Source organism: Anabaena sp. CCY 9402-a (assembly GCF_963920945.1).
GTDB classification, from domain to species: Bacteria; Cyanobacteriota; Cyanobacteriia; order Cyanobacteriales; family Nostocaceae; genus Trichormus; species Trichormus minutissimus.
In genome coordinates this window covers 1-22,618 of the sequence record NZ_CAWUDL010000067.1, presented here as the reverse complement: position 1 = coordinate 22,618, position 22,618 = coordinate 1, and the positions used below count along the sequence as shown (strand labels likewise).

At 42.6% G+C, this 22,618-nt stretch carries 19 protein-coding genes and 1 pseudogene; 9 read left to right on the top strand and 11 right to left on the bottom strand.

The features are described from left to right. Positions 1-20: 20 nt before the first annotated feature. The 4 genes from ACM0OR_RS21385 to hpsU all read left to right on the top strand — a co-directional run bounded on the left by ACM0OR_RS21385 (position 21) and on the right by hpsU (position 4,544). A complete protein-coding gene (locus ACM0OR_RS21385) occupies positions 21-1,790 on the top strand; it encodes a protein kinase domain-containing protein (protein ID WP_414578636.1) in 1,770 nt (589 codons plus the stop codon). A 302-nt stretch (positions 1,791-2,092) separates the two neighbouring features. Continuing rightward, positions 2,093-2,884 (top strand): hypothetical protein, encoded by a 792-nt coding sequence (locus tag ACM0OR_RS21380; protein ID WP_323264600.1) that lies wholly within the window; start codon positions 2,093-2,095, stop codon positions 2,882-2,884. Positions 2,885-2,985: 101 nt separating this feature from the next. After that, the gene (locus ACM0OR_RS21375; RefSeq protein ID WP_414578650.1) at positions 2,986-3,912 is read left to right on the top strand and encodes a glycosyltransferase family 2 protein; all 927 of its coding nucleotides are present in this window, start codon (positions 2,986-2,988) and stop codon (positions 3,910-3,912) included. 65 nt (positions 3,913-3,977) lie between these two features. Next, positions 3,978-4,544: a hormogonium polysaccharide biosynthesis acetyltransferase HpsU gene (gene hpsU, locus ACM0OR_RS21370; protein ID WP_414578634.1), complete on the top strand. Its 567-nt coding sequence runs from the start codon at positions 3,978-3,980 to the stop codon at positions 4,542-4,544. A gap of 96 nt (positions 4,545-4,640) precedes the next feature. On the opposite strand, the gene ACM0OR_RS21365 is transcribed toward hpsU, so the two are convergent. The 9 genes from ACM0OR_RS21365 to ACM0OR_RS21325 form a co-directional block, all read right to left on the bottom strand. After that, positions 4,641-5,408 carry a DUF928 domain-containing protein gene (locus tag ACM0OR_RS21365; protein WP_414578632.1) on the bottom strand — a complete coding sequence of 256 codons (768 nt, stop codon included), beginning with the start codon at positions 5,406-5,408 and terminating at the stop codon, positions 4,641-4,643. Positions 5,409-5,466: 58 nt separating this feature from the next. Beyond that, complete coding sequence (locus tag ACM0OR_RS21360; protein ID WP_414578630.1) at positions 5,467-7,794, bottom strand: CHASE2 domain-containing protein; 2,328 nt, start codon at positions 7,792-7,794, stop codon at positions 5,467-5,469. A gap of 142 nt (positions 7,795-7,936) precedes the next feature. Continuing rightward, positions 7,937-8,905 (bottom strand): DUF1822 family protein, encoded by a 969-nt coding sequence (locus tag ACM0OR_RS21355; protein WP_323264596.1) that lies wholly within the window; start codon positions 8,903-8,905, stop codon positions 7,937-7,939. A gap of 146 nt (positions 8,906-9,051) precedes the next feature. Continuing rightward, positions 9,052-10,029, bottom strand: a complete 978-nt coding sequence (locus tag ACM0OR_RS21350) for a Bpu10I family restriction endonuclease (RefSeq protein WP_323264595.1) — start codon at positions 10,027-10,029, stop codon at positions 9,052-9,054. Then, positions 10,002-11,243 (bottom strand): DNA cytosine methyltransferase, encoded by a 1,242-nt coding sequence (locus ACM0OR_RS21345; RefSeq protein WP_414578628.1) that lies wholly within the window; start codon positions 11,241-11,243, stop codon positions 10,002-10,004. The genes ACM0OR_RS21350 and ACM0OR_RS21345 overlap by 28 nt, the downstream gene beginning before the upstream one ends. A gap of 122 nt (positions 11,244-11,365) precedes the next feature. After that, positions 11,366-14,077, bottom strand: a complete 2,712-nt coding sequence (locus ACM0OR_RS21340) for a CHAT domain-containing protein (protein ID WP_414578627.1) — start codon at positions 14,075-14,077, stop codon at positions 11,366-11,368. Between the two features lie 110 nt (positions 14,078-14,187). Beyond that, entirely contained in the window at positions 14,188-14,838 is a 651-nt protein-coding gene (locus ACM0OR_RS21335) for a sigma-70 family RNA polymerase sigma factor (protein ID WP_323264592.1), read from the bottom strand. Between the two features lie 158 nt (positions 14,839-14,996). Then, positions 14,997-16,367, bottom strand: coding sequence for a DUF2330 domain-containing protein (locus ACM0OR_RS21330; protein ID WP_414578625.1), 1,371 nt, complete (start codon positions 16,365-16,367; stop codon positions 14,997-14,999). A gap of 53 nt (positions 16,368-16,420) precedes the next feature. Beyond that, on the bottom strand, positions 16,421-17,248 hold the full coding sequence (locus tag ACM0OR_RS21325; RefSeq protein ID WP_414578624.1) for an RnfABCDGE type electron transport complex subunit D: 828 nt from the start codon (positions 17,246-17,248) through the stop codon (positions 16,421-16,423). A gap of 258 nt (positions 17,249-17,506) precedes the next feature. Here ACM0OR_RS21325 and ACM0OR_RS21320 point away from each other — a divergent pair, with 258 nt between their 5' ends. From ACM0OR_RS21320 to ACM0OR_RS21310, 3 genes are all read left to right on the top strand, one after another. Next, positions 17,507-18,184 carry a phosphoribosyltransferase gene (locus ACM0OR_RS21320; protein WP_414578622.1) on the top strand — a complete coding sequence of 226 codons (678 nt, stop codon included), beginning with the start codon at positions 17,507-17,509 and terminating at the stop codon, positions 18,182-18,184. A 43-nt stretch (positions 18,185-18,227) separates the two neighbouring features. Then, positions 18,228-18,857, top strand: a complete 630-nt coding sequence (locus tag ACM0OR_RS21315; RefSeq protein ID WP_414578619.1) for an HPF/RaiA family ribosome-associated protein — start codon at positions 18,228-18,230, stop codon at positions 18,855-18,857. Positions 18,858-18,947: 90 nt separating this feature from the next. Beyond that, complete coding sequence (locus ACM0OR_RS21310; protein WP_414578618.1) at positions 18,948-19,157, top strand: hypothetical protein; 210 nt, start codon at positions 18,948-18,950, stop codon at positions 19,155-19,157. 100 nt (positions 19,158-19,257) lie between these two features. Here the strand turns inward: ACM0OR_RS21310 and ACM0OR_RS21305 are convergent, their stop codons facing one another. Then, positions 19,258-19,764 (bottom strand): hypothetical protein, encoded by a 507-nt coding sequence (locus ACM0OR_RS21305; protein WP_414578617.1) that lies wholly within the window; start codon positions 19,762-19,764, stop codon positions 19,258-19,260. A gap of 190 nt (positions 19,765-19,954) precedes the next feature. Continuing rightward, on the bottom strand, positions 19,955-20,188 hold the full coding sequence (locus ACM0OR_RS21300) for a ChaB family protein (RefSeq protein ID WP_414578616.1): 234 nt from the start codon (positions 20,186-20,188) through the stop codon (positions 19,955-19,957). Here ACM0OR_RS21300 and ACM0OR_RS21295 point away from each other — a divergent pair. Further along, positions 20,164-20,382 (top strand): annotated as a pseudogene (locus ACM0OR_RS21295) (hypothetical protein); the annotation flags it as partial. The gene ACM0OR_RS21300 and the pseudogene ACM0OR_RS21295 sit on opposite strands and share 25 nt — an antisense overlap. Before the next feature lie 325 nt (positions 20,383-20,707). After that, positions 20,708-22,495, top strand: coding sequence for an aspartate--tRNA ligase (aspS, locus tag ACM0OR_RS21290; RefSeq protein WP_414578614.1), 1,788 nt, complete (start codon positions 20,708-20,710; stop codon positions 22,493-22,495). Positions 22,496-22,618: the final 123 nt, after the last annotated feature.

Genomic DNA, 22,618 nt, shown 5'->3' with positions numbered 1-22,618 from the left:
GCGCACATATTTAACTGTTCATGACATCTATTCTGCTGAACAATCGCTATCAAGTTATTCAGGTACTCGGTGCTGGTGGGTTTGGGGAAACCTTTTTGGCAGAAGATACTCATATGCCTTCTCGCCGTCGTTGCGTGATTAAGCAACTCAAACCCATTGCTAATGACCCCCAAGCCTATCAAATGATTCAACAAAGGTTTGAAAGGGAAGCCGCAACTTTGGAATATCTGGGTGAACATAGCGACCAAATCCCCAAACTCCATGCTTACTTTTTAGAGAATGGACAGTTTTACCTGGTGCAAGAATGGATTCAAGGTCAAACGCTGAGGGATTTGCTGGAAGCTAAAGGATACCAGAGTGAAACTATTGTCCGGCAAATTGTCTTGAGTCTGCTATCGGTGTTGGATTATGTCCACAGTAAAGGGATTATTCACCGCGATATTAAGCCAGATAATATTATTCTCCGTGCTGTTGACCAAAAGCCAGTTTTAATCGATTTTGGCGCAGTTAAAGAAACGATTCGTTCTGTGGTGGGTTCTCCAGGATATCCTACACGCTCGATGGTGATTGGTACACCGGGATTTATGCCTAGTGAACAAGCTGTAGGTAGACCAGTTTACGCCACTGATATCTATAGTTTAGGTTTGACAGCGATTTATCTGTTAACTGGTAAACACCCTGAAGAACTGCCAACTCACCCCCAAACCGGCGAGATTCTTTGGCAACAACACGCGCCGCAGATTTCCCCGGATTTTGCTAGGGTGCTGAATCAGGCGATTAAACCGCAGGCAAGCGATCGCTTCACCACTGCCAGTAAAATGCTGTATGCTTTATCTGCTGGTGATCATACGCCTGTGTCATCGATTGCTAATCCTCCTCAAGCAACCCAACAAACCCAAGCCATACCCATTCCCCAAAAAATCTCTCCTAGCAGAAAACAACAGCCTGTTTGGATATTTGGGGGCTTAATCGTAGCCGGTTTGATAGGTGGAGTAGCACTATCTAGTCTGACTCGCCAATCTCCATCTGAAACAATCGTTAGTGATTCTATACCCTCACCAGAATCTCAGAGTCCCGATGCTGTAGCTTCTAATCCTCCTATCTCTGCCCCATTTTCTCCATCCCCCGTTATCCCCAACTCTACCCCCCAGCCAGAAATCTCACCTCCTGAAACGCCAACCAACAATCGCCCCCTAGATTCCGATCCTCCTCCTATTCCAGTGGATACTCCCGCGCCTCAAGTGACAGCAACACCACCAGAAATGGAGAATGAGACCGTTGTTGTCCCACCACAAGAAGATCCATTACCACCAAACCCACCTCCCAAGAAACAAAAAAGGAATACCACTAGACAAAGTGTTCCAGCTTTCCCCACAGGAACATCCAGAAGCACTGTAGAGGCTGCACTGGGAAAGCCAAATAGAGATTTAAGAGGTGCATGGGGTAAAACCCGCGCTGTTGTCTATAAATTAGTACCCAACCAAGTTGACTTAGGTTATTTATTTGACCGTAATTCTGGAGTGCTAAAGCAAACAGAGGTAGCCTTTGCCCAGTCTGTAGATCCACAATTGATGCAGACTACTTTAAATGGAATGCTAAATGGTCAAGCCTCGCCCAAAATTCAGCAGGGACTACAACAAATACAACAGCGTCAGTTAGAAGATTTTAGTTTTGCTGTCGGTTCAGTGAAAGGTCAGATTATCCGGCAGAATTGTGATCTAATTTACATTAGTGTTTGGGATGCAGATTTACACGATTTTGTGAATCCTGCATCTGCTAAGAAGTGCTGAGTAACGTTAGCGGTAGCGCGGCGTTTAGCCGGTGCTGAGTAACGAGTGGGGATACGCACTTATTACTCAGAACTCAGCACTAATTTTTGACTTTATGCCAAAATGGGCGAAAGATAAAAATCTTGTTAGACCCATTTCTAAATAACGCCGTGTGCAACTTTCTCTCAAACCTAACCCCCATCCCCTTGTAGGGAAGGGGAGCAAGATTTAAAGCCTCTCTCCTTGTAGGAAAGGGGTTTCAAAAATAAGTTGCACATTGCGTTAAATATTAAAAACCAAACAGTAGTTTTTAAGGAACAGTTATGAAAGCAGGGATAAAACGCATTGAAGCAACTCTACACGATTTAGGAACTCGTGATACTACTGTGACAGACGCAGGTGAAAATACCAAGCGGCCTGTGTCCTTTAGAATTAGCGTAGCAGCTAAGGAAGGTACAGACAGTCAGACTTCAGAACACATAGAAGAATTAAGTATTGACTCCCCCAGCGAAATTACTGATACCCAAAATCTATTTCCTCATCACAGTTCTGTACAAACCTTTCCTACACAGGAAGATGGTGGAAAAACTCCAAATCTACCCAAGTTCAAAACTCCCAGCTTCAGTAACCATCGTCACGGTGCTAATCCAGCATTAGCCACGAATATCCTGCAAGAAATTCATGAACACGTCGCAGGTTGGCAAAAAGAACTGCATACGATTGTGCAGCAAATTCAGGATATTTACTTAGAAGGCCCCATTGTTAACGGTTGGTTAGAATCTAATCCTTGGGATAAAGAACATGGTGGAACTGCTACACTCCGCCACGGAGAAGTGGAACGCCTGATTGATTATGTAGAAGAAATTTGCGCTCCTGACGGGAGTAAAATACCCCATCAAAATCTACGGACGGGTTATCGCCTTTGTGGTGTCGATGCGTCAGGTAAAGTATGGTCACGTCCCTGTCCACCCAATCAGCTAGCGACAGTCAGCATGGCGATCGCACGTTATCAAAAATTACGTCAACTTCTAGGACGCAAGCAATACCTAGAAACTCGTCTTAGCCAACTAGCAGAAACTTTGGTCGTTTTACACAGCCATATTCAGCAAGTGTAAATTAGGGGACAGGTGACAGGTTACAGGTTACAGGTTACAGGTTACAGGATGGGGATTGGGGAAGAGGTTATTAATTTTGAATTTTGAATTCCCCGAAGGGGTTGACTAATATGCAAATCTCTGCTGTTATATGTACTCACAATCGAGATAATTATCTAGGTGCGGCGATTGATAGCCTCTTGGGGCAGGATTTCGCGGGGGAATTTGAAGTCATAGTGGTGGATAATGGGTCAAGCGATCGCACCCGTGAAGTGACGGAAGAAAGGGCGAGTAATCCCCGGTTAAAGTATGTTTTTGAACCCACGCTTGGTTTATCTGTAGCTCGTAACACTGGCGCAAAAGAGGCGAAATCTGAAATATTAGCGTATTTAGATGATGATGCGGTGGCGAGTGTTGGCTGGCTGCAAGTATTGTATGATGCTTATCAAAATAATTCTCAGCTAGCGATCGCTGGTGGTAAGGTCACTCTATTATGGCCTGCGAATATTGAACCACCTTCATGGTTATCTGCTGGTTTAGCAGGCAACTTAGGAGCTTATGACTTAGGGGATAGTGTGGTTTACATTGAAAAACCAGGTTTAACTCCCAGAGGTTTGAATTACTCTATTCGTCGTCAATTTCTCGAAAAAATCGGTGGTTTTGACCCCCAACTTGGTCGAGTTGGTAAAAACCTTCTCTCTAACGAAGAACTCCTCATGACGGAACTGGCACTTAAGCAGGGTTGGCAAGTTGCCTATCTTCCCACCGCCTTAGTTGCTCATAACGTCGCTCCAGAACGCATCAATCGTTCCTGGTTTTTAAACCGTGGTTGGTGGCAAGGTATTAGCGAATGCTATCGGGAACAACTGGCGGGTAAAGCCGGAATTGCCCAGTTTGGTAGAGGTGGTGAAAGATTTATTCGTGGTTTGTATAAAACATTACGATATGCCTTTAAAGATCCAGCCGAAAGCTTTGATAACTTTGTTTATAGCTACGGACAGATAGGTTATTTAAACGCCGTTGTTCAAGGTCTGTTGTTTAAAAAGTAAGAGACAGGTGACAGGTGACAGGTGACAGGTAACAGGGGAGATTTCCACCCAATGATTAATGACTAATGACTAATGACTCTTTCGTAGATTTACGCAAATATGACCAAGCTTGGTTTGATCGGGGGCGGCCTGGTTGGTATATTTTACTGTGGTGGTTTGTACAGGCGATCGCTTTTCCTCTGACGTTGCATTCTTTTAATGGTCTGCGTTGTTGGCTACTGCGATTGTTCGGAGCGCGTATTGGCGAAGGTGTAATTATTCGCCCTACTGCCCGTTTTACTTATCCTTGGAAAGTTACCGTTGGCGATTACACTTGGATTGGTGATGATGTAGTTGTATATAGTTTAGATGAGATTCATATCGGTCAACACTGCGTCATTTCCCAAAAAACTTATTTATGTACCGGTAGCCATGATATTCAAGACCCCGCCTTTGGCTTGAAAACCGCAACTATTACCATTGGTAATGGCGTATGGGTAGCTACAGATTGTTTTGTAGCACCAGGAGTACAAATTGGTGCTAATGCTGTAATTGGCGCACGTAGCAGTGTTTTGGCTGATATGCCATCTGGACAAGTTTGTTGGGGGAGTCCCTGCCGTCCCCAATATCCTAGGGAAATTCGTAATTCGTAATTCGTAATTCGTAATTCGTAATTGGGTATGGGGCAGAAAAAAGTCAAAAGATTCTTTCTCGTCTCCTCTGCTCCCCTGCTTCTTAAGAGTCCCCAATCAAGGTTGACTTGAAACCAATGGTTGAGATGCAATATCCTCTAAGCGGATGCTAGTGAGTAAGTCTTTCCACTTTTGTTGAGTTTCTCTATTTTTGGGGTTTTCTTGGTGTAACTGCGATAGTGTTTTTAATGCTTCGTGCCAAATCCCATTTTGGAGATATATATCAAAACGTTGCAGAGGTGTAGCTGTCTTTAGTTTTTCAGTAACTTTTTTGTCAAGGGTGACTCGTTTTATTACCCCTTCCACGTAAGTTGGGGGTGAATCCTTTTGTGGGTCACAATCAACTGTGAGAAACCAACGATATCGTTTATTCACTGCCAAGGTAATGTTTTGCGGTACAGAAATACTAATGAATCCTGGTTTTGCTGGAAGAGCGATCGCTGTTTGATAAATTGAATTTGACTCCTGATCTTGCAACACAAATGCTGTAGGGTACGCAGAATTACGAGCGTAGGGCATATAGAACATCAGTGTCGGATGTGCCTCTGTGGTCAATCCCCAGACATTGGTGACAGTAGGAGTATCTTCGGTGTAGGGTACTAATGCTGTAAGTTGCGGTTGTACTGAGGGACACAAACCCCGTTTAGCCCCACCACGGACGCGACCACCTGGGGGCGGCTCAGAAGCTGGTGCTGGTGGTGGGTTAAAGCTGACTTTTTTAATCTGGTTGATAGTTGAGTTAACGGGTGCAGGTGTAGCCAGTACCAAGGTTTGACCGACTAAAAAACTTGTGTAGCCAATGGCTAGTGAGAGCAATATTTTCATACTAAGTTAGTTGTTGTTAATTAACTAAAATTGCTGACTAATACTTGTGACTCTACGGTTATTGAGTCTGTTTCAGCTTATTTTGAATTGATCCTACGGTTACAGTTGCTACTAATGCGAGAGCTGATGGTACAAAGGGAAACCAAACACCCGAAATCAACAGACTCCAGCAAAGTAAATACAAAACACTAGCACTAATACCAACTGCTAATGCCAACTTGGGGAATAAACGCCATTGCCAAGCTAATAAACCACCTAATCCAGCCCAACCCCAAATCCAAATTACTTCCAACCAAGGCGATACAACCCACAACAATGGACGACCATCTAAAACAGCACTAATAATTTGGCTAACCATGTGAGCTTGTACCATTACCCCTGGCATTTGTTCATCTAACAGATTGCCGTAAGGTGTAGCCCAATAGTCGGGAAAATCTCCCTTGGCTACTACACCAATCAAAACAATGCGGTCTTTGATGGCGTTGGGGTTAATGGGGTTAGATAATAGTTGGGTGAGTGTCACCTGTTCCGCGATTTGCTTAGAGGCGCGATAGTTCAGTAGGATTTGCCCCCCATTAGCATCAATTCCTTGATAGCCGCCACTATGAGGTGATAGGCGGTGCAATACCGTTTTACCTAATTGCAAATTGGGAGATGTACCAGGGGTAAATTTTCCTTGGATTCCTGAAGATGAGAGATATAAAAATGCCAGTTGGGTACTGAAGGCGTAGGGGGTAGAACACAAGGAAGCTGTTTCCTGGGTCATAAACAGGAGATGGCGACGCACCACACCATCCTTATCATGAATAAAGTCACTAAATCCTAAGCGTTCCTTGGGAATTTCTGGTGGTGGTGCAATACCTTTAGTTTTGGCTGTAGAGTCACTCCCTTTACAGATGCCGATGACATTATCAGTCTGTTGCAGTTGTGATTTTAAATCTGCTTGTTCAGCCTGAAAGTCGCGGTAGATATCTAAACCTATGGCTTTGGGTTGGTATTGATTAAGTTTGACTAGTAATTGATTGAGGGATTTTTCAGATATAGATGTTCCTTTTAAGCTTTCGCCGTTGCGTCGCTGATTTGCTAAATCCTCATCGTCAATGGTAACTACCAACAAACGCCTATCTGTCCCCTCATCAGGACGCGATCGCATCATCAAATCAAAAGCTTGCAGTTCAAAGGCTTGTAATCCTCCCAACAGCCGTAAACCACATACTACAGCACTTACCACCAAACTAGACAACGCTACCATTTTACAGGCGCGTTTTTTGTCAACTGGCGGAGTATAAAATATTTGCTGGGTTGGGGTCTGGGTCAGTTCATCCCAAGTTAGGGGGATCTGAGACGGATTTTGGCAAATTACTGGTAGCCAAGTTGCACAAGGAAATTTATCTTCTAGTCCTTGTAACCGTTCCCGTGCGTGTCGGACTGCTTGGTATAAAGGTTCACCATTGGCAAAACTTTGTAGAAAATATTTGAGAAACTCTTGTGCTACCTGATCAGGAACAGGTTCACGCATCACGATAATTTGGGGAATATGCAAATCAGCTAGTTCCCGTGCCAAACCCAACCCATCACAAGAGTTGAAAATTGCTAGTTGTAAACCCCGCTCTATGGCTTGTTTGAGGGCATACTTAAGTTCACCAATGCTGAGACTATCGGTTTTATTCAGGTAAATTCTGCCAGTCTTATCATTTCCCTGACTAGAACTGTGTCCGGCGAAAAATAATATATCCCAGTTTTTTCTCCACAGATGATCGGTCAATTCCTTACGCTGTGGTTCTACCACAAAACTGACATCAGCATGGGGGCATTTTTGTAAAACAGCTTGATCTGCCTGGGTATCAATCCCCTGACTATTGCCGACAATTGCCAAAATATTGACCGTTGAGTTGGGGTTAGGGGGTTTATGAATGCGATCGTAGCTGGGTGAGGATAGGGCAATTTCTGCTTTGGGGTAGCGTTCTAGTAAGTCCCAAATGTGCCAGGGGAGTCTTTGCAATTGGCTATTTTCTGATTGCAATATGACTCTGATTTCGTCTGTAGGCTGTAATTTTTCTAGCCATTTTTCCCGCAAGGGTCGAAAATCTTCCGCCTGTAGCCAGGCATTAAAGCGGGCGCGTAAGATATGGGCGAGTTCGTGACAATCTTGTGTGACAGATACATTCGTCACTTGAATTTTGTCTGCATCTAAACGGTAACTGTTACCTAAATGTAAATAGCTAGCCTGCCAACGGGTGTAGTAAATGGTAATTTCAGGACATGGTGGTAGTTTACCTGTGATTTCTGTGGAGGGGCGATCGCTTTCTTCCCCAATTTGCAGAGTGACGGTAAACCCTTGCTCAAAATTACCGTCGCCAAATTTCAGCACCACTAACTTAGCCATGACCGTCGCTTTGCTCCGATTGCCAAATCACTGAAGTTCTGATACGTTCAGACTTCTCTCAAAATGCGCCTTTCCAGCAAACATTTCTAAAATTTTATACATTTAGTACATCTATTTACTCACCAATTACTTATGACAGGTATTAGATCACAAAGTTTTCTATGATACTCATATCATCCAATGATACCTGAACGCTAAACTGTTCTTGGAGTTCACCACGAAACTGTAACTGAATGTAGTTATCTGCACTTCTGGATTGAGCTTCTAAAAATACTGCGCCAGAATTATCTAACACTTTCAGTTGAACTCCAGTCGGTAAATACATTTGATTACCTGTAGAGTGGAGTTGCAGCCGAATACTAGTTTTTTGGTTAACTTCTGGGGCAATTTCTACAATCATCATCACTGGTTGATTGACAATTTGAATGCCCAAGTCAATCAGTTTTGCTCTTCTCTTTACTGTTTCTGACTGCCCTTGTACTGCCTCTGGAGTGGTGACTGGGCTACGAAAGGCATAAGCTGGTCTGAATTCTGGTGAATTCCATAAGGATTCTACTGTTTGCCAACCAGCCTCAACTTGACCGACAAACCACTGGCTGAGATTGACTAGCGCATCTACTGGGGAAGTTCTCAATTGTCCCAAACGATCAATTAGTGTTTCTATTGGTTGTAGTTGACTTAAAGCCAAGGTTTCTGTTGCCACATTTTTGACAAAACCTAGTAATTGTGCTTCTTGGGAAAATTCATCCACTTGTACAACTACATAACCTACTCTGTCTTCCCAAGTTTCTGCGGGAATCGAGCATACTTGGTTTGACGAAAGTACAGGACGGCATTCCAAACGACCAACTGAGGAAACCTCTAAATCAGCCACATTCGAGCAGAGTTGCATAATTGGATTCCAACTGTCGCTAGCTGTCAAATTGGTAGGAATATCCATCATTTGTAAATAATCATTCACTACCCATACAGCTAATGTATTCAGCCTGACTTGCTCGGCTTTTGCTGACGTAGGCTGTTGATTAGCGAACTGTTGGGCAGTTGTAAGAGCTGCTTGAGAAATCGGCAGCGTAATTGCGAAATCCTCTAGCTTGAATGTGTTGTTAGTCATATGTTTAATCCCCAGTGATCAATGCTGCTATGTACATATCATCCAAATGCGCTCAATTTATGCCACAAAAACAATGAATTTTAGAGAAAAATTTCAGCATGGGGACTGGAAAGTTGGTCTCTGTTAATAAAATCTCCATACCATAGCTACTCGTCAATTAACCATCCACGTTGTATGCCGTACTCAATTCCACCAGTCCAGTCCATTGTGAGATGCTTACGTACCTTATGAAAGAGATGTTGAATTACGGTCGGATTAATGGGATTTTTAAGATATGTTTCGTCATATCTAAATTCTCGGTCAGTGTTTTTCTGCTGACGTAGTACATAAATCTGGTCAACTTTATACTTCCGAAGATTGACATCACTACTCAGCTTAATCCACTCCATAACTACAACATACAGACTATTAGGATTTCTCGCTTTTAAGTCCTCTGCTGCTCTTGATGAGCCTTCCAGCATAGTTTTATCAAGATAAGTCTTACATTCAATTACCACAACTGGAATATCAAAAATGTGTGTTTCGGTATTCCCTGTAACCGTAACTTCTGAGTATTTTTCTGGTTCTTCCTTAAAAAGTGGGAGTATTTCACCAGAATTTCGGTCACGCTCTGGTGGAATTGCGGCTTCTAGTGATGCTTGAATGGTTGCTCCAATCACAAAATCATGATCTTTCTTCTCAATGCGTGCATACGGACGCTTCAGCATTTCAGAGTATTTTGGTGGGACAAAGAAAATATCTTTGAACGTATGTGATTTGCCAATCAGAGCGTGTTCTCCAAAGTCTCTGACTAAATCTCTAAATAGGTAATAAAGAAATTCTTCTAATACGCTAGAGTGCAGGTTTGATCTAGAGTCAAATTTCTCAGCATATTTTTGTTGGTCAATAAAGTCTTTGTATGTAGAAAAAAGTGCTACTCTGTCAGCGATAATGGCGTTATCTTGCTCTGTAGATTGTGATGTAGGTCCAAGCAATTGAAGATTTTCTGCCTGCCACTTATCATACTCACTTCTAATTTCACTGATATATTTTCTACTCTTATCATCTCTGTATTTTGTACGATGATTCTCCTTCTGTTCAAGATTAGAGCCATGAACTAAAGGGTTTCTATCACTTGTGGACATAGCTCTAATTTTTCTTGAATATGCAGTGCAATTGACTTTGCAAGAACAGGTGGGACAGCATTACCAATTTGGTTATACTGGCAAAGAAATTTCTCATCAAATCTCTTCTCTCGATGTAATAATTTGTGAGATACAACAGTTTTTTTTCCTAGAAAACGATAAGTGTCAGGAAAAGATTGAATGCGTGCGCCTTCGCGGGCTGTCAAATTACGATGCTGAAAAGGATGAATGAAATTAGCATAAAATGATGCTGCTATTGTGTGTGATGGTCTATAAGGATTGAGTCGGCGGTTGTTTTGGTCATAACTTATCTCTGATAGTTCTCCATTACCACCTCGTCGTCTAGCCCTATGTTCTTTTGGTGCATCTGAACTTGATTCACCCCATTTTATATGTTTGAAACGTTCTACCAGTCTATTAGAATGCTCCATTGCAACATGGTTATAAAGTACATAACTCCCATTTCTTATCCATCTCTGATAGTTATTATGAGGTTCGGAAATATATAGCTGTTCTTCTTTTCCCTCACAAGCATTAAGTGGGGGTAAATCTGATATTGCATCCCACAAACTAAGAGAAGGAAGTAACTTATTATGTTCAAATACTGATAGTTGATCCCCACGAATATTTAACAAATTTAGAGAATGAGTTTTTGGTGGAATACCTAACTCTTCCCCCTGGTTATTTCCAACAATAAAGATACGCTCACGATTTTGTGGCACACCATATTCAGCAGCATTTAGCAACCATACTTCTACAAAATATCCGAAGTTTTCAAAAGTTTCTTTTATAATATCTATTACCTTTTCACCCTCTGTATTTTTTCGTGAAAGTAACCCTTTGACATTCTCCATTACAAATGCTTTAGGCTCAAGAAAATTAATCCATTGAGCAAAATTAATGAACAGAGTATTTCTAGGATCTTTAGGATCTTTTTGGGCTGGTCCGGCAATACTAAAACCTTGACATGGAGGTCCACCCATAACAATATCTGGCTTGAAGATACATATCTTTTTTACGCTGCTTGCAGAATTAAAATCACAAATATCATGTTGAATAACTGTCATGTCAGGGTGGTTATAGCGGAGCGTATCACAAGCCCAAGCATCCATCTCAATGGATAGAGGAACAGAAAACCCTGCCATCTCGAAACCTAAACTAAATCCACCAGACCCAGCAAACAAATCAATAGCTACAGGTTGCGACTTGAACATAAACTTTTACTTGAACTTGGTCTTTCCCATTACAAAAATAGCCCACTTGTAGTTTTACTACTCTGGATAAAGCATAATAACAGATTAGATCAAGTTGTAGGTTACTATTCCCAATTCCCAAATTACAGCCAATTGCCAATCAACACATAGGCCGACCAAAAACTAGGGGCTTGGTAATTGGGATGGCTGAGTAGTTTTAGTTGGGCTACTTGGAGAACTTCAGCTTTGGTCATTTTGCCATTTTTGAGTTCTCGATAAAATTCACCGACAAACAAAGCCGTTGATTCATCATCAATTTGCCATAGGGATGCGACAGTGCTGCGTGCGCCAGCTCTGACGGCTGCTCCTGCTAGACCTAGGGCGGCGCGGTTGTCTCCGGCGGCTGTTTGACAGGCACTTAACACTAATAGTTCTATTGCGCCTGATCGGGTTTGTTCTTGGTTGCGTAGCAGTCCATCAAATTCTTTGACGTAAATTCGGCGATCGTTAGCCAAAATAAAGGTTTCGTCGGCAATTGAACTAAACTGACCATGAGTAGCTAAATGTACAACATTAAATGAAGCACTACTTACCTCTTTTTCTAATGCTTGGCTGGTGAACTGCTGATCTAAGAGGCTTTTGGTTGAGACTCCGGCACTAGCAATGAAGTTTACTTCTGATTGGACTGCTGGTAGGGCTGAAAAATCAGGAAACCCTTCAGGTGGCTGAGTTAGTCCAGCCGTTAAGGCTCTTAACTGGCGGCGTTCTAGGGGTTTGGGGTCAAGTAGTTGTAGACCGACGCTGAGGGCGATCGCATATTTTTCAATTAAATATTGCTGCCCGTCATAAAGAGCCGCCATTGGTAAGTTACGTAACGCGCCATCTAGTACAAACACTAGGGTCTTGACTCCCCTAGCAGCTAATTCTGACTCAATGGGTTTGAGCAACCAGTTATAAACTTGTTGTGATTGGGTTTTAATTTTGTTGGTAGCTGTGGGATTAACCAGATTTTTTCTGAGTTCAGAAAGAACTTTGTCTACTTCTGGTTGAGTAATGTTGGCACTGTAATGTTTGAGGGGTTGGTTAGGAATTTTGACAATTACTTGCAGGCGTTGCGGCAAAATAATTGGATAAAGAATGGCAGTTGTGGGGTTATCTTTGTCTACTACTTGATCAATTAGTACACTCTCACCTCGCAGACAAGCTTCCCGAAAAAAGTTATCTAATTCTGCCAACTGTAAAGCCTCAATCCTTTGGCGAGCTTTATCTAGAGTTTTTTCATCGATTTCTCCCGCGTCAGACTGTAACAATAACTCTACTGATTGGCGATAGATAGGTTCTACACTGTCACGAAAGTTAAATTGTACGTCTTGATTGACGGCTACCAAGTCACCTCTGATAGACTGGAGTGTATTCACTGCTGCATCATAGGCGGCGATCGCACTAGATATATTTTTTTGCGCCGATAGCAATCTCCCTAACTGCCACTCCAAGCGATAGATAATATCTGGAGCATTACTACTCTGTGCCAGACTTAATCCCTGCTGAGTCAGACTTTGTGCTTCTTGCCATTGCTGGTTGTTCTCGTACAAATGCCCCAAACTTAACAACCCATAAGCTTCGGCTTGTTTATCCTCCAAACTGCGGGCTTGTTTGACGGTATTAGCTAAAAGTTGGGCGATGTGTTGGGCATTGGAGGACGAGGTAGAAGATTCTATTTTCTGCCCCCTGACCAATTTCATCAAACTTTGAGCGTAGTTAATTTGGGCATAAATAGCAGCCCGACTAGTGGGAAGTTGTTTGAGTTGATCAGGAATTGAGGGGATGAGAGGTTGTGCTTCTGAAAATTGTTGAGTGTCAATTAGCAGGCTGAGTTGATTGAGTTGGGCTTGAATTTTGGTGAGGGGTGAAGTAGATTTTGTTGCAGTTTGTTGATAATAGTCGATTGCTTGTGCTAGTTGTGGTTTGGCGCGTGCGTTATTGCCTAAATTTAATAAATTGGCTCGTGCATTGTTGCCTAAACTTAATAAACTAGCTCCTATCTGTACAGGTAATTGCAGACGTTGGGCAACGGCTAGACTTTGCTCTAAAATCGTGCGGGATTGGGCTAAATCGCCGATTACCATTAAAGCATCACCGAGCGATCGCAATCCGACGGCTTTTTCTACAGAATCTGGTTGTGCTTGTAATTTTTGATTGACTGCTAGTAAAATCTGCACTGCCCGACGATAAAAGCCTTTATTACGCCACGCTTGGGCTTGATTAATCTGCGATCGCATTTCGCCCGCTTGATTTTTGGTTTGTTGGTAAATCTCTGCGGTTTGCTGCCAAGTAGTTAAGGCTACTTCTGGTTTGCCCATCGCTAATTGCAAACGACCTTGAATATCAAGTGTTTGGGCTAATATTTGCAGGTTTTGCGCATTTTTTTGGGCTGGGATTAATTCTAGACTGGTTTTAATGGCCTCCTCTGCTGCTTGCCAGTCCCCAAGTTGCTGGTAGGCTAAGGACAAGTTACTGTAAGTAGCAGCCAATTTCAGACTATCACCCTGCTGCTTATATGCCTGCGTTGCCTGTTGTAATACTTGCACCGCTTCTGCAAAGCGTCCAGCATCGTATAAAGATTTACCTTGTTCTATCAATAAGTCGCGCTCAGAATTGACCAACTTTGGCGCATCCAGAGGCTGCTCAGTTACCGTCTTCAGTTTTCCTCTATCCGCAGTTACAGAGTTGATTGCCAGTACAGGTACATTGACTGTCAACACCAAAGCCACCAAAAAGTATACAAGTAAACTGAGCTTTATTTTCTGCTTTTTACCTGCGAAATAACGACAAAAGATCCTAACTAAGTTATTCATAGTATGGCAACCGGCAGATGACAACTCACACCTGAGCTTCAAAAATTTTATGGGAATTAGGTAGTCAATAAGTAGCTCAAGAGCCATCGCTCAACTTAAGTTAATCTCTATTAAATCAAACCTTCTGATTCTGCAAAATTACGTAAGCGTGGCAGACATTGACGCTGATAAAAGCTGCTTAAGGTGGGAATTGCTAACCCAAATTCCTCAGACAATTCTTTCCAACTAACTTCCGGTGGTAGACGTTTGAGAATTAATATCTGGCAGTTTACCTCTGGACGACCTTTAACGTGAGTAGTCCTTAATTCTCCAGTGGGGTCTGTTTTTATCCAAGTTTCTAACTCATCTAAAATTGGTGGTGGTTCAGGGGTAGCAGCTAAATTGTCTACAGGGTCAATAACATCACTACTTCCACCTGATGTAGACTGGCGAACCCGCAAAGGAACTGTTGTTGCTTGTTCTTTATTTTGGTTGATATAAAAATCTTGTAGTCTGCGTTTTAAGTAAGCATTTAACCAAGTAACGACAGTACCATAGGTAGAGTCGTATTTTTGCCCTGTCAGACCTTCGCAGATGTTACGACAAAAATATAACCAAGTTTGTTGTAGTGCATCTTGATAGTAGGGGGTATTTTCCCGCCAAAGTTTTTGGGAACTGAGGCGAATAATTTGCGTGAGCAACTTCTGACGTTGAGGACTTCCTGGAGGATGTCCACAGACTTGGGAAACTATGTTACGTAGCTGTTCATCAAATTCAACCATGATTACTAGAACGAAAAAGGCAAGAGTTTATAGGGAGCAGCAAGAATATATTATTACTACGAGCTGCAATCCTCAAAAAATTTCTCTTGCCTAGGATTTTTGAGTAGTGAGTCAGGGAGTAGAGACGCGAGATATCGCAGCCCATTACGAATTACGAATTACATACCTAGCCAAGAGAAGAAATTTTCCCACCACGAACTGGTGAGATTACCAACACTCAACTGCATTTTACGCCGGATGTCTTGGATATTCCAGTTAGTTAGTTTAGCAAGGGTTTGGGCTTCTTGTTCAAAACGTTTTGGTAAAGACCGCCTGTATTCTTTGCCAGCTTGACATTTAACTTCCCCAGTAAAGGGATGTTGCAAAATATATCGTCCCTGGAAAGATTCCCGGTTAGAAGTATCTTGGAATATCAAGTCTTCGGGGAACTTGTCACGGGTGTAGCGGACGTGTAAACGAGAGATAAAAACGTTACTGGTGGGAAAGGGACGACGAAAGCCAGGGGATGATGTATTACTGGGGGAATTAGTATCTAGCCAAAACACACCTGCTTGTTTGAGTTCATCGGGTGTTAAGGGTTCAGCAGAACAGGGATCGCAATTACCCATATCCCAGGCATATTCTAAAAAGGCGACTCTTTTACCTTCCTTGGTATGAGCCGTTTCAAATGTAGATTTGTAGAAGTCACCAAATTCTTGTTTGATAAATATGGGAACGTTGAGGTTAGAGGGAAGCTTTACAGTCCGGTAGTTGGTGATTTCAGCTTGTCCTTTGGGTGAGAGAACGTAGACAATTAAATCTTGCTCAGTTGTGGCGTTAATCATCCCCAAGCGAATTGGTAACATAAACTTGGGTGATTGGTAAGAGATTTGCAAGGGTCGCAGAAACTCGTAACCAGATTGTGCAAATTTATCTAGATTGACCTTAGCTACAAAAAACTTCATGGAAGAGCGAATGTAGGGCTTAAGTAACTGTCTTGCGCCTCTGGGAATTTTGTAACCATTGCGATTGAGCCAAGTTTCTAAGCCACCAGATTCTTTGGCACTCAAAACAACAATATCGTATTCACCCACATTAAAACGCGCTTCGACCGTTACACCCAAACTGCGATCGCGTCTTGCACTTTGTGCTTCATTAACTGCGGCTGAGGGTGCTGCTAAAAATACATCTCCTCTGCGTCTATATGGAGTGCAAGGGTCTTGATCAAAATACTCTACTAAACGCGGTGCGCTAAAAGCGTCCAAACGCTCGATAATTTTAGGGTCAGCAACACGCACCTGCTCTTTTTTGATCACCGTAGGTACAGGGACAACCATTGCAAAATCTTTGACTTCCCCTTGGTAGTCATTCGCCATTGTTAAAACAGTGCGATCTGCATCTCTAGCAATCACCACCTGAGACGCTTTGTTATATAGTTTTGTATCAGCTTTCGCTACATAAAATCCACAAAATGCCCAAGCTGTAGGTGCAAAGCAGAGTACAGAAATGAATACTGATAATAATGGAATAATAAATCGAAAACGCTGCATTTTATACCTCGTGTGTAAAGTAATGAGTAATGAGTAGAAAGTGGACAAATTGTCTACCTTGTCACCTGTACTCTGTCACTCAACCAGGAAAAACGGGGGGCTGCACAGATCACATCAAATAGGATGGTTAACGGTGCAAATATGAACAATGCCCAAAACACTGCCGTGGGAATAAAGAAATAATTCCGCAGCGTAAAAGTGACAATGGCAATGCACACCGCCCAAAGAACACGCCCCATCCGTGCGTTAGGGATTGACCGGGGATCAGTCACCATAAATAAGGCAAACAGCAACAAAGATCCACTCATTAACCGATGCAAATAAACATCCCAAGTCCAGCCCAACCAGAGATTACGGATGGCTTCTAATAGGGAGTAAGCCCCCAAAAATGCGGCTGTAGTATCCCAACGACCAACGCGTTGCAAAATCATCCCTCCAGCCCCAGCAAATAACAGCCCATACCACCAATCTTCACCCCACTGTCCTGGAGAAACCCAAGCATCAGAAGTGAAAACTAAGGCAGCAATGATGCCAAAGTTAGCTGGATTAAAGAAATGTTTTTGGTTAACTCGTAAGAAAAACTTACTAGCGATCGCACTAGCTGCCGCAAAAGCCATTGTTGTCCAATGATCAGCCCGTAACAGTAAACTGAGTCCCAAAGCAGTAATCAAAGCACTGCGGAGATTTAGCGGATTGGGCGCATCTTCTCCGTCCTGGCTTCTGACTTGCACTAATGACAAAATATATTGTGTTGTTAGGCAGGTGGCGATCGCTACTGCAATTAATTCTGGTCGCAGAGTCCAATCCCTTGTTCCAATACCCAAAATCAGGAACAAGCTGAGAAAAAGAATTTGATAATCCCGTATATCTTTGAGCAACATTAACTCTTTATTCAGGGATTCCCCGTAGATTTGTCATCAATTTAAACGAGTCAAACCCCAAAATATGTTGCCGTTACAAATTTTGTAACAAAAAAACCCTCAAACCTCTGCGCCCCTACCTCAACTAACCCATTAGACAGACTGATACAATCAAGATATCGCTTCGTTAGTCAGAGGACATTTCATCTTCAACTTCTTAAAATCGAACCACAGTAGAAAAACCAAATTACGAATTACGAATTACAAATTACCCACGTCATGCTATTTAAAGACCGCACAGCCGCAGGCCAAGTTTTAGCCAGCAAGTTAGCAGATTATGCTAACTGTCCCGATGTGCTGGTTTTAGCCCTACCTAGGGGTGGTGTTCCCGTTGCTTTTGAAATTGCTCAAGCTTTAAATGCTCCCTTAGATGTATTGGTAGTCCGCAAACTCGGCGTACCCGATAATCCAGAACTAGCTATGGGAGCGTTAGCGAAGCTCCCCGGAACGGGGTTCGCTTCTGGTGGTGTCCGCATCATCAACCAACAAGTTGTCAACGATATCAATATTTCCGAGGAAGTAATTGCTAGAGTTGCAGCCCAAGAACAACGAGAACTAGAAAGACGGGAAAGTATGTATCGGGGCGATGAACATTTTCCCGAATTAACAGGACGTAAAGTTATCTTAGTCGATGATGGTTTAGCCACCGGTGCAACTATGTGGGCAGCTGTAATCGCTGTCAGACAAAAAAATCCCCAAGAGATTGTGATTGCTGTCCCCGTTGCTGCACCTGAAACATATAAACAATTACAAACCAAAGTAGAAAAAATGGTCTGTATCACCACACCCAGCCAATTTTATAGCGTGGGTATGTGGTATGAAGACTTTCCTCAAACTACGGATGATCAAGTCCGTGAATTGCTCAAAAAAGCCAGCAATTTAGTCAATAGTCATTAGTTCTTTCCTTATACCCCTGCACTGCTAAAGTTCGGGCAATAAAATGAAAGTACCACTAGAAATTACCTATCGCAACGTAGATAAAACAGCTGCGATCGATAACTTAATTCAAGAAAAAGTAGCTAAATTAGAGCATATTTGCAGTTATATCAATAGCTGCCATATTGCCGTTGAAAAGATACACGATCGCCCCCGTAGTGGTTCACCCTATCGTGTCAGAATTGATATCACCGTACCACCAGGGCATGAGATCGTAGCACATAGTAATCCTGGTCAAAGTATCCAGTATGATCCTCTAGATGCCGTCATTAGAGATGCTTTTGATGCAGCGCGTCAGCAGTTGACTAAACTCACCCAAATTCAACAACAAAGCGATCGCGCCCAAACCCAGGAAGACGCAGGAGAAACCACAGGACTAGTCATCAAACTATTCCGAGATCAAGGTTACGGCTTTATCAAAAACCTAGATGGCGAAGAAATTTACTTCCACCGCAACAGCGTCCTCCATCACGACTTTGAACGCCTAGAAATTGGTACTGGTGTCCATTGTGCGGTAGAAGAAGGCGAAGAAGGACTACAAGCCAGTACAGTCAAAATCGTAGATAAACCAGGTGTCCGTGCTGGTAAATCTGGTCAAACCCTAATTGAACCGCCCTTAGACTGGAGAGAGTAAAAAAATTCAAAATTCAATAATTCCCAGGGGCTGGGGAAAAGAAATTTTCCCCTCATCCCCCAATTACAAATTACCAATAACGAATTAATTATGAATAGCGAATTGAAACAAACCGCATCTCAACTTTTAGCCGCTATGCTGTCTAACCCTCATATATACCCCCAATTAAGCGATGAGGGCGGTTACGGCAAAATGGAAAAGCAATTAATTCTCACAGCCGTAGAGATGGCAGAAATCTTAACTCAGCACATTGAAAAAGCTCATTCCCAAACTGAAAAGGAACTACAGCAGAAAAATTAAATTAACAGGGGAAATACGTATAGTAATCGGACTTTATTTTTGAAATATACATGACAATATTTGGATAGAGTTTATATTACAATCTCTATCCAAATATAATTTACCCCCCTGTATAACCTTGAATATTTTCCGGTTCAAATTGACGCAATACACGAGTAGCTTCGCGGATGATCCCCTCATTACCATTGACAACAATTAAATATTTACCAGCGTTCAATCGGTTACGGTAAGACAACGCATCACCACTACCAACCGTTAAGCCAACTAATCTACCTACCACCCAAGCACCTAACCCACCAGATGCAGCCCCTAACAAACCCGCAATAAAATGATTACCAAAGGTTGTAACTTGAGGTAAAATTTCAATTCTAGTCAGCAAATTAAAAGCATAGCCTGCAATAAATCCAAAGGGTATAAGCCAATATAAAAGCCGACTTACCTCTTTGCGTGCAGGCTTTTCAGGATTAATCAAACCAAATTCATCAGCACTTTTATAACCCTGACCTAAAATATTAACTTGTGATTTTGACAATCCTTGTTGTTCGAGAGCAGAATAAGCAGCTTCTGCTGTTGTTTTTTCAGGTAACACTGCAACAAGATAATTCATACTAATTCGTAATTTCTAATTTAAAATAAATTGGGAATTTCTCAAACTTTCAGCTAACTGTCTTAATATCCCAGACTATTATCTGTTAGTTTGATAATTCCCAAAATTATTAATTACTACTACTGCTAGTAAGCAAGATAACTATTATATTTTTCTCTTACTTCTAACTAAAGAGAGAAATTACACACAGCTATTCTGGCTTTTTGTCACACTCTCCATGATCACCCTTTTCGTAGTCATGCTTAACTGCACTCCAAGCAACACGAAAAGCACGTTCTTCTTCAGGAACAAATAGAATAATATCGGTTTTTGGAGAATGAGAATGTGACAGTAGGGGAATAAGTGCGAAGCCTATCAGACCACTGCGTATCTCATAAGGATGTCGTGTCGGTGTAGCTGCAACAAAATCCCTATCCTCCTTCAACTCTAGCTTGGGCTACTTGGATTATGCAAGGGTTTGGTGGTTGGTCTGGTTACAAGTCTCAGAAACCTCCTGGTATTACTACTTTGGTTCACTGTCTTGAGCAATTTGAGTCTACCTTTTTTGGGTGGAAACTCGCTCTGGGTAACTTGTGTGTACACCGTAGTTTCCTAGTAGGGAAGGGGTTAGGGGGTTAGGTTTCGCGTTAGCTTTTCCACATAACGTGAAAAGTCAGGGGTTTGTGTGGTGATGAAAAATTAAGAAATATGAGAAAGCTCTAGGGTAAGCGATCGCCTCAAACCATGATGAGATAATGCTGGAGATTTGGTAGGCCTTCCTATGAACTAGCTAAAATTACATTACCCGATTAACCAAAGATTTCAATACAGTGTATTTAAGTTTTAGAATCTAGTTATATGAGATTATGCTAACTGTTCTTCAATTAGATACGATTGATGCTAGATAATGGGAAAGCTTTGTCATTCACCAGCCAATCTAGCCCGGAAGAACAGATTAATAACTATGCGAACTCACTATTGCGGCGAACTCCGAAAAGAGCATATTGGAGCAACTGTTACCTTGTATGGATGGGTAGACCGTCGCCGCGATCATGGGGGCGTGATATTCTTAGATTTACGCGATCGCTCTGGCACTGTCCAGATTGTCAGCGATCCGCAACGCACCCCAGATTCCTACGAACCGGCTAACTCTCTACGTAACGAATACGTTGTGGAAATCACAGGAAGAGTCACACAACGTCCCGAAGAATCCCTGAATACCCGCATCCCTACAGGCGAAGTGGAAATTTACGCCGATAAGATCACTCTGCTAAACTGTGTGCGCAAACAGTTACCCTTCCAAGTTTCCAGTGCCGACACCGAAAACGTGCGGGAAGATTTGCGGTTAAAATATCGTTACTTGGATTTAAGACGCGATCGCATGGCGCGGAATATGCAGCTACGTCATCAAGTCGTTAAAGCCATGCGCCGCTACTTGGAAGACATAGAGGGTTTTATTGAAGTTGAAACCCCCATCCTCACTCGTTCTACCCCAGAAGGTGCAAGAGACTATATTCTACCTAGTCGCGTTAATGAGGGTGAATGGTTCGCCTTACCCCAATCACCACAATTATTTAAACAAATATTGATGGTATCGGGAATGGATAGATACTATCAGATTGCCCGTTGCTTCCGCGATGAAGACTTACGCGCCGACAGACAGCCAGAATTTACGCAGTTGGACATGGAAATGAGTTTCATGTCCCAAGAAGAAATTATCGAAATCAACGAAAAGTTAGTTAGTTATATCTTCAAAATCGTTAAAGGGATTGAATTACATACTCCCTTCCCCCGTCTCACCTACGCTGAGGCGATGGAACGTTACGGTAGCGATAAACCAGATACCCGCTACGGTTTGGAATTAGTCAACGTTTCCGATGTGATGAAAGACTCCGGCTTTAAAGTCTTTCGGGATGCTGTAGCCAATGGTGGTATTGTCAAAATTCTCCCCATCCCTAACGGTAACGACCAAATTTCTAATGTCCGCATCAAACCAGGTGGAGATTTATTCAAAGAAGCCAGTGAAGCCGGTGCTAAAGGTTTAGCTTACATCCGGGTGAGAGACAACGGCGAAATTGACACCATTGGAGCAATTAAAGACAACCTCTCAGAAGAACAAAAACAGGAAATCTTACAGCGTACAGGTGCAAAACCAGGACATTTGTTACTGTTTGGAGCAGGTGATGCACCCACTGTCAATAAAACCTTAGATAGATTACGTCAAGTTGTCGCCAAAGAATTCAACTTAATCGATCTAGAAAAAATCAACCTCCTCTGGATTGTAGATTTCCCCATGTTTGAGTGGAATGCAAACGAAAAACGCCTCGAAGCATTACACCACCCATTTACAGCACCCCATCCCGACGATTTGCATGACTTAAAAACCGCCCGCGCCCAAGCCTATGACTTAGTATTCAACGGCTTTGAAGTTGGCGGCGGTAGTCTGCGGATTTATCAACGAGACATTCAAGAACAGGTGTTTGAAGCTATTGGTTTGTCTCCAGAGGAAGCACAAAATAAATTTGGCTTTCTCTTAGAAGCGTTTGAATATGGTACACCGCCGCATGGTGGTATCGCCTACGGTTTAGATCGGTTGGTAATGTTACTTAGTGGCGAAGAATCCATTCGGGATGTCATTGCTTTTCCGAAAACACAACAAGCCCGTTGTTTGTTAACAGATGCACCTTCTGGTGTAGATGTCAAGCAATTAAAAGAACTACACGTTGCTTCGATATACAAACCCAAGGCTTAAGGGAGTGCTGAGTAATGAGTAATGAGTGCTGAGTAATGAGTTGGGCATTGGGGATTTCCTCTCCTCTGCTCACCTGTCACCTGTCACCTGTCACCTGTCACCTGTCACCTGTCACCTGTCACC

Excerpts from the sequence above, each read along its gene's own strand:
- ACM0OR_RS21355 (WP_323264596.1), bottom strand. The coding sequence starts at position 8,905 with ATGACTAACAACACATTCAAGCTAGAGGATTTCGCAATTACGCTGCCG.
- ACM0OR_RS21330 (WP_414578625.1), bottom strand. The coding sequence starts at position 16,367 with ATGCAGCGTTTTCGATTTATTATTCCATTATTATCAGTATTCATTTCT.
- ACM0OR_RS21305 (WP_414578617.1), bottom strand. The coding sequence starts at position 19,764 with ATGAATTATCTTGTTGCAGTGTTACCTGAAAAAACAACAGCAGAAGCT.
- ACM0OR_RS21380 (WP_323264600.1), top strand. The coding sequence starts at position 2,093 with ATGAAAGCAGGGATAAAACGCATTGAAGCAACTCTACACGATTTAGGA.
- hpsU (WP_414578634.1), top strand. The coding sequence starts at position 3,978 with ATGACTAATGACTCTTTCGTAGATTTACGCAAATATGACCAAGCTTGG.
- ACM0OR_RS21360 (WP_414578630.1), bottom strand. The coding sequence starts at position 7,794 with ATGGCTAAGTTAGTGGTGCTGAAATTTGGCGACGGTAATTTTGAGCAA.
- ACM0OR_RS21325 (WP_414578624.1), bottom strand. The coding sequence starts at position 17,248 with ATGTTGCTCAAAGATATACGGGATTATCAAATTCTTTTTCTCAGCTTG.
- ACM0OR_RS21320 (WP_414578622.1), top strand. The coding sequence starts at position 17,507 with ATGCTATTTAAAGACCGCACAGCCGCAGGCCAAGTTTTAGCCAGCAAG.
- aspS (WP_414578614.1), top strand. The coding sequence starts at position 20,708 with ATGCGAACTCACTATTGCGGCGAACTCCGAAAAGAGCATATTGGAGCA.
- ACM0OR_RS21310 (WP_414578618.1), top strand. The coding sequence starts at position 18,948 with ATGAATAGCGAATTGAAACAAACCGCATCTCAACTTTTAGCCGCTATG.
- ACM0OR_RS21335 (WP_323264592.1), bottom strand. The coding sequence starts at position 14,838 with ATGGTTGAATTTGATGAACAGCTACGTAACATAGTTTCCCAAGTCTGT.
- ACM0OR_RS21315 (WP_414578619.1), top strand. The coding sequence starts at position 18,228 with ATGAAAGTACCACTAGAAATTACCTATCGCAACGTAGATAAAACAGCT.
- ACM0OR_RS21385 (WP_414578636.1), top strand. The coding sequence starts at position 21 with ATGACATCTATTCTGCTGAACAATCGCTATCAAGTTATTCAGGTACTC.
- ACM0OR_RS21365 (WP_414578632.1), bottom strand. The coding sequence starts at position 5,408 with ATGAAAATATTGCTCTCACTAGCCATTGGCTACACAAGTTTTTTAGTC.
- ACM0OR_RS21340 (WP_414578627.1), bottom strand. The coding sequence starts at position 14,077 with ATGAATAACTTAGTTAGGATCTTTTGTCGTTATTTCGCAGGTAAAAAG.
- ACM0OR_RS21345 (WP_414578628.1), bottom strand. The coding sequence starts at position 11,243 with ATGTTCAAGTCGCAACCTGTAGCTATTGATTTGTTTGCTGGGTCTGGT.
- ACM0OR_RS21350 (WP_323264595.1), bottom strand. The coding sequence starts at position 10,029 with ATGTCCACAAGTGATAGAAACCCTTTAGTTCATGGCTCTAATCTTGAA.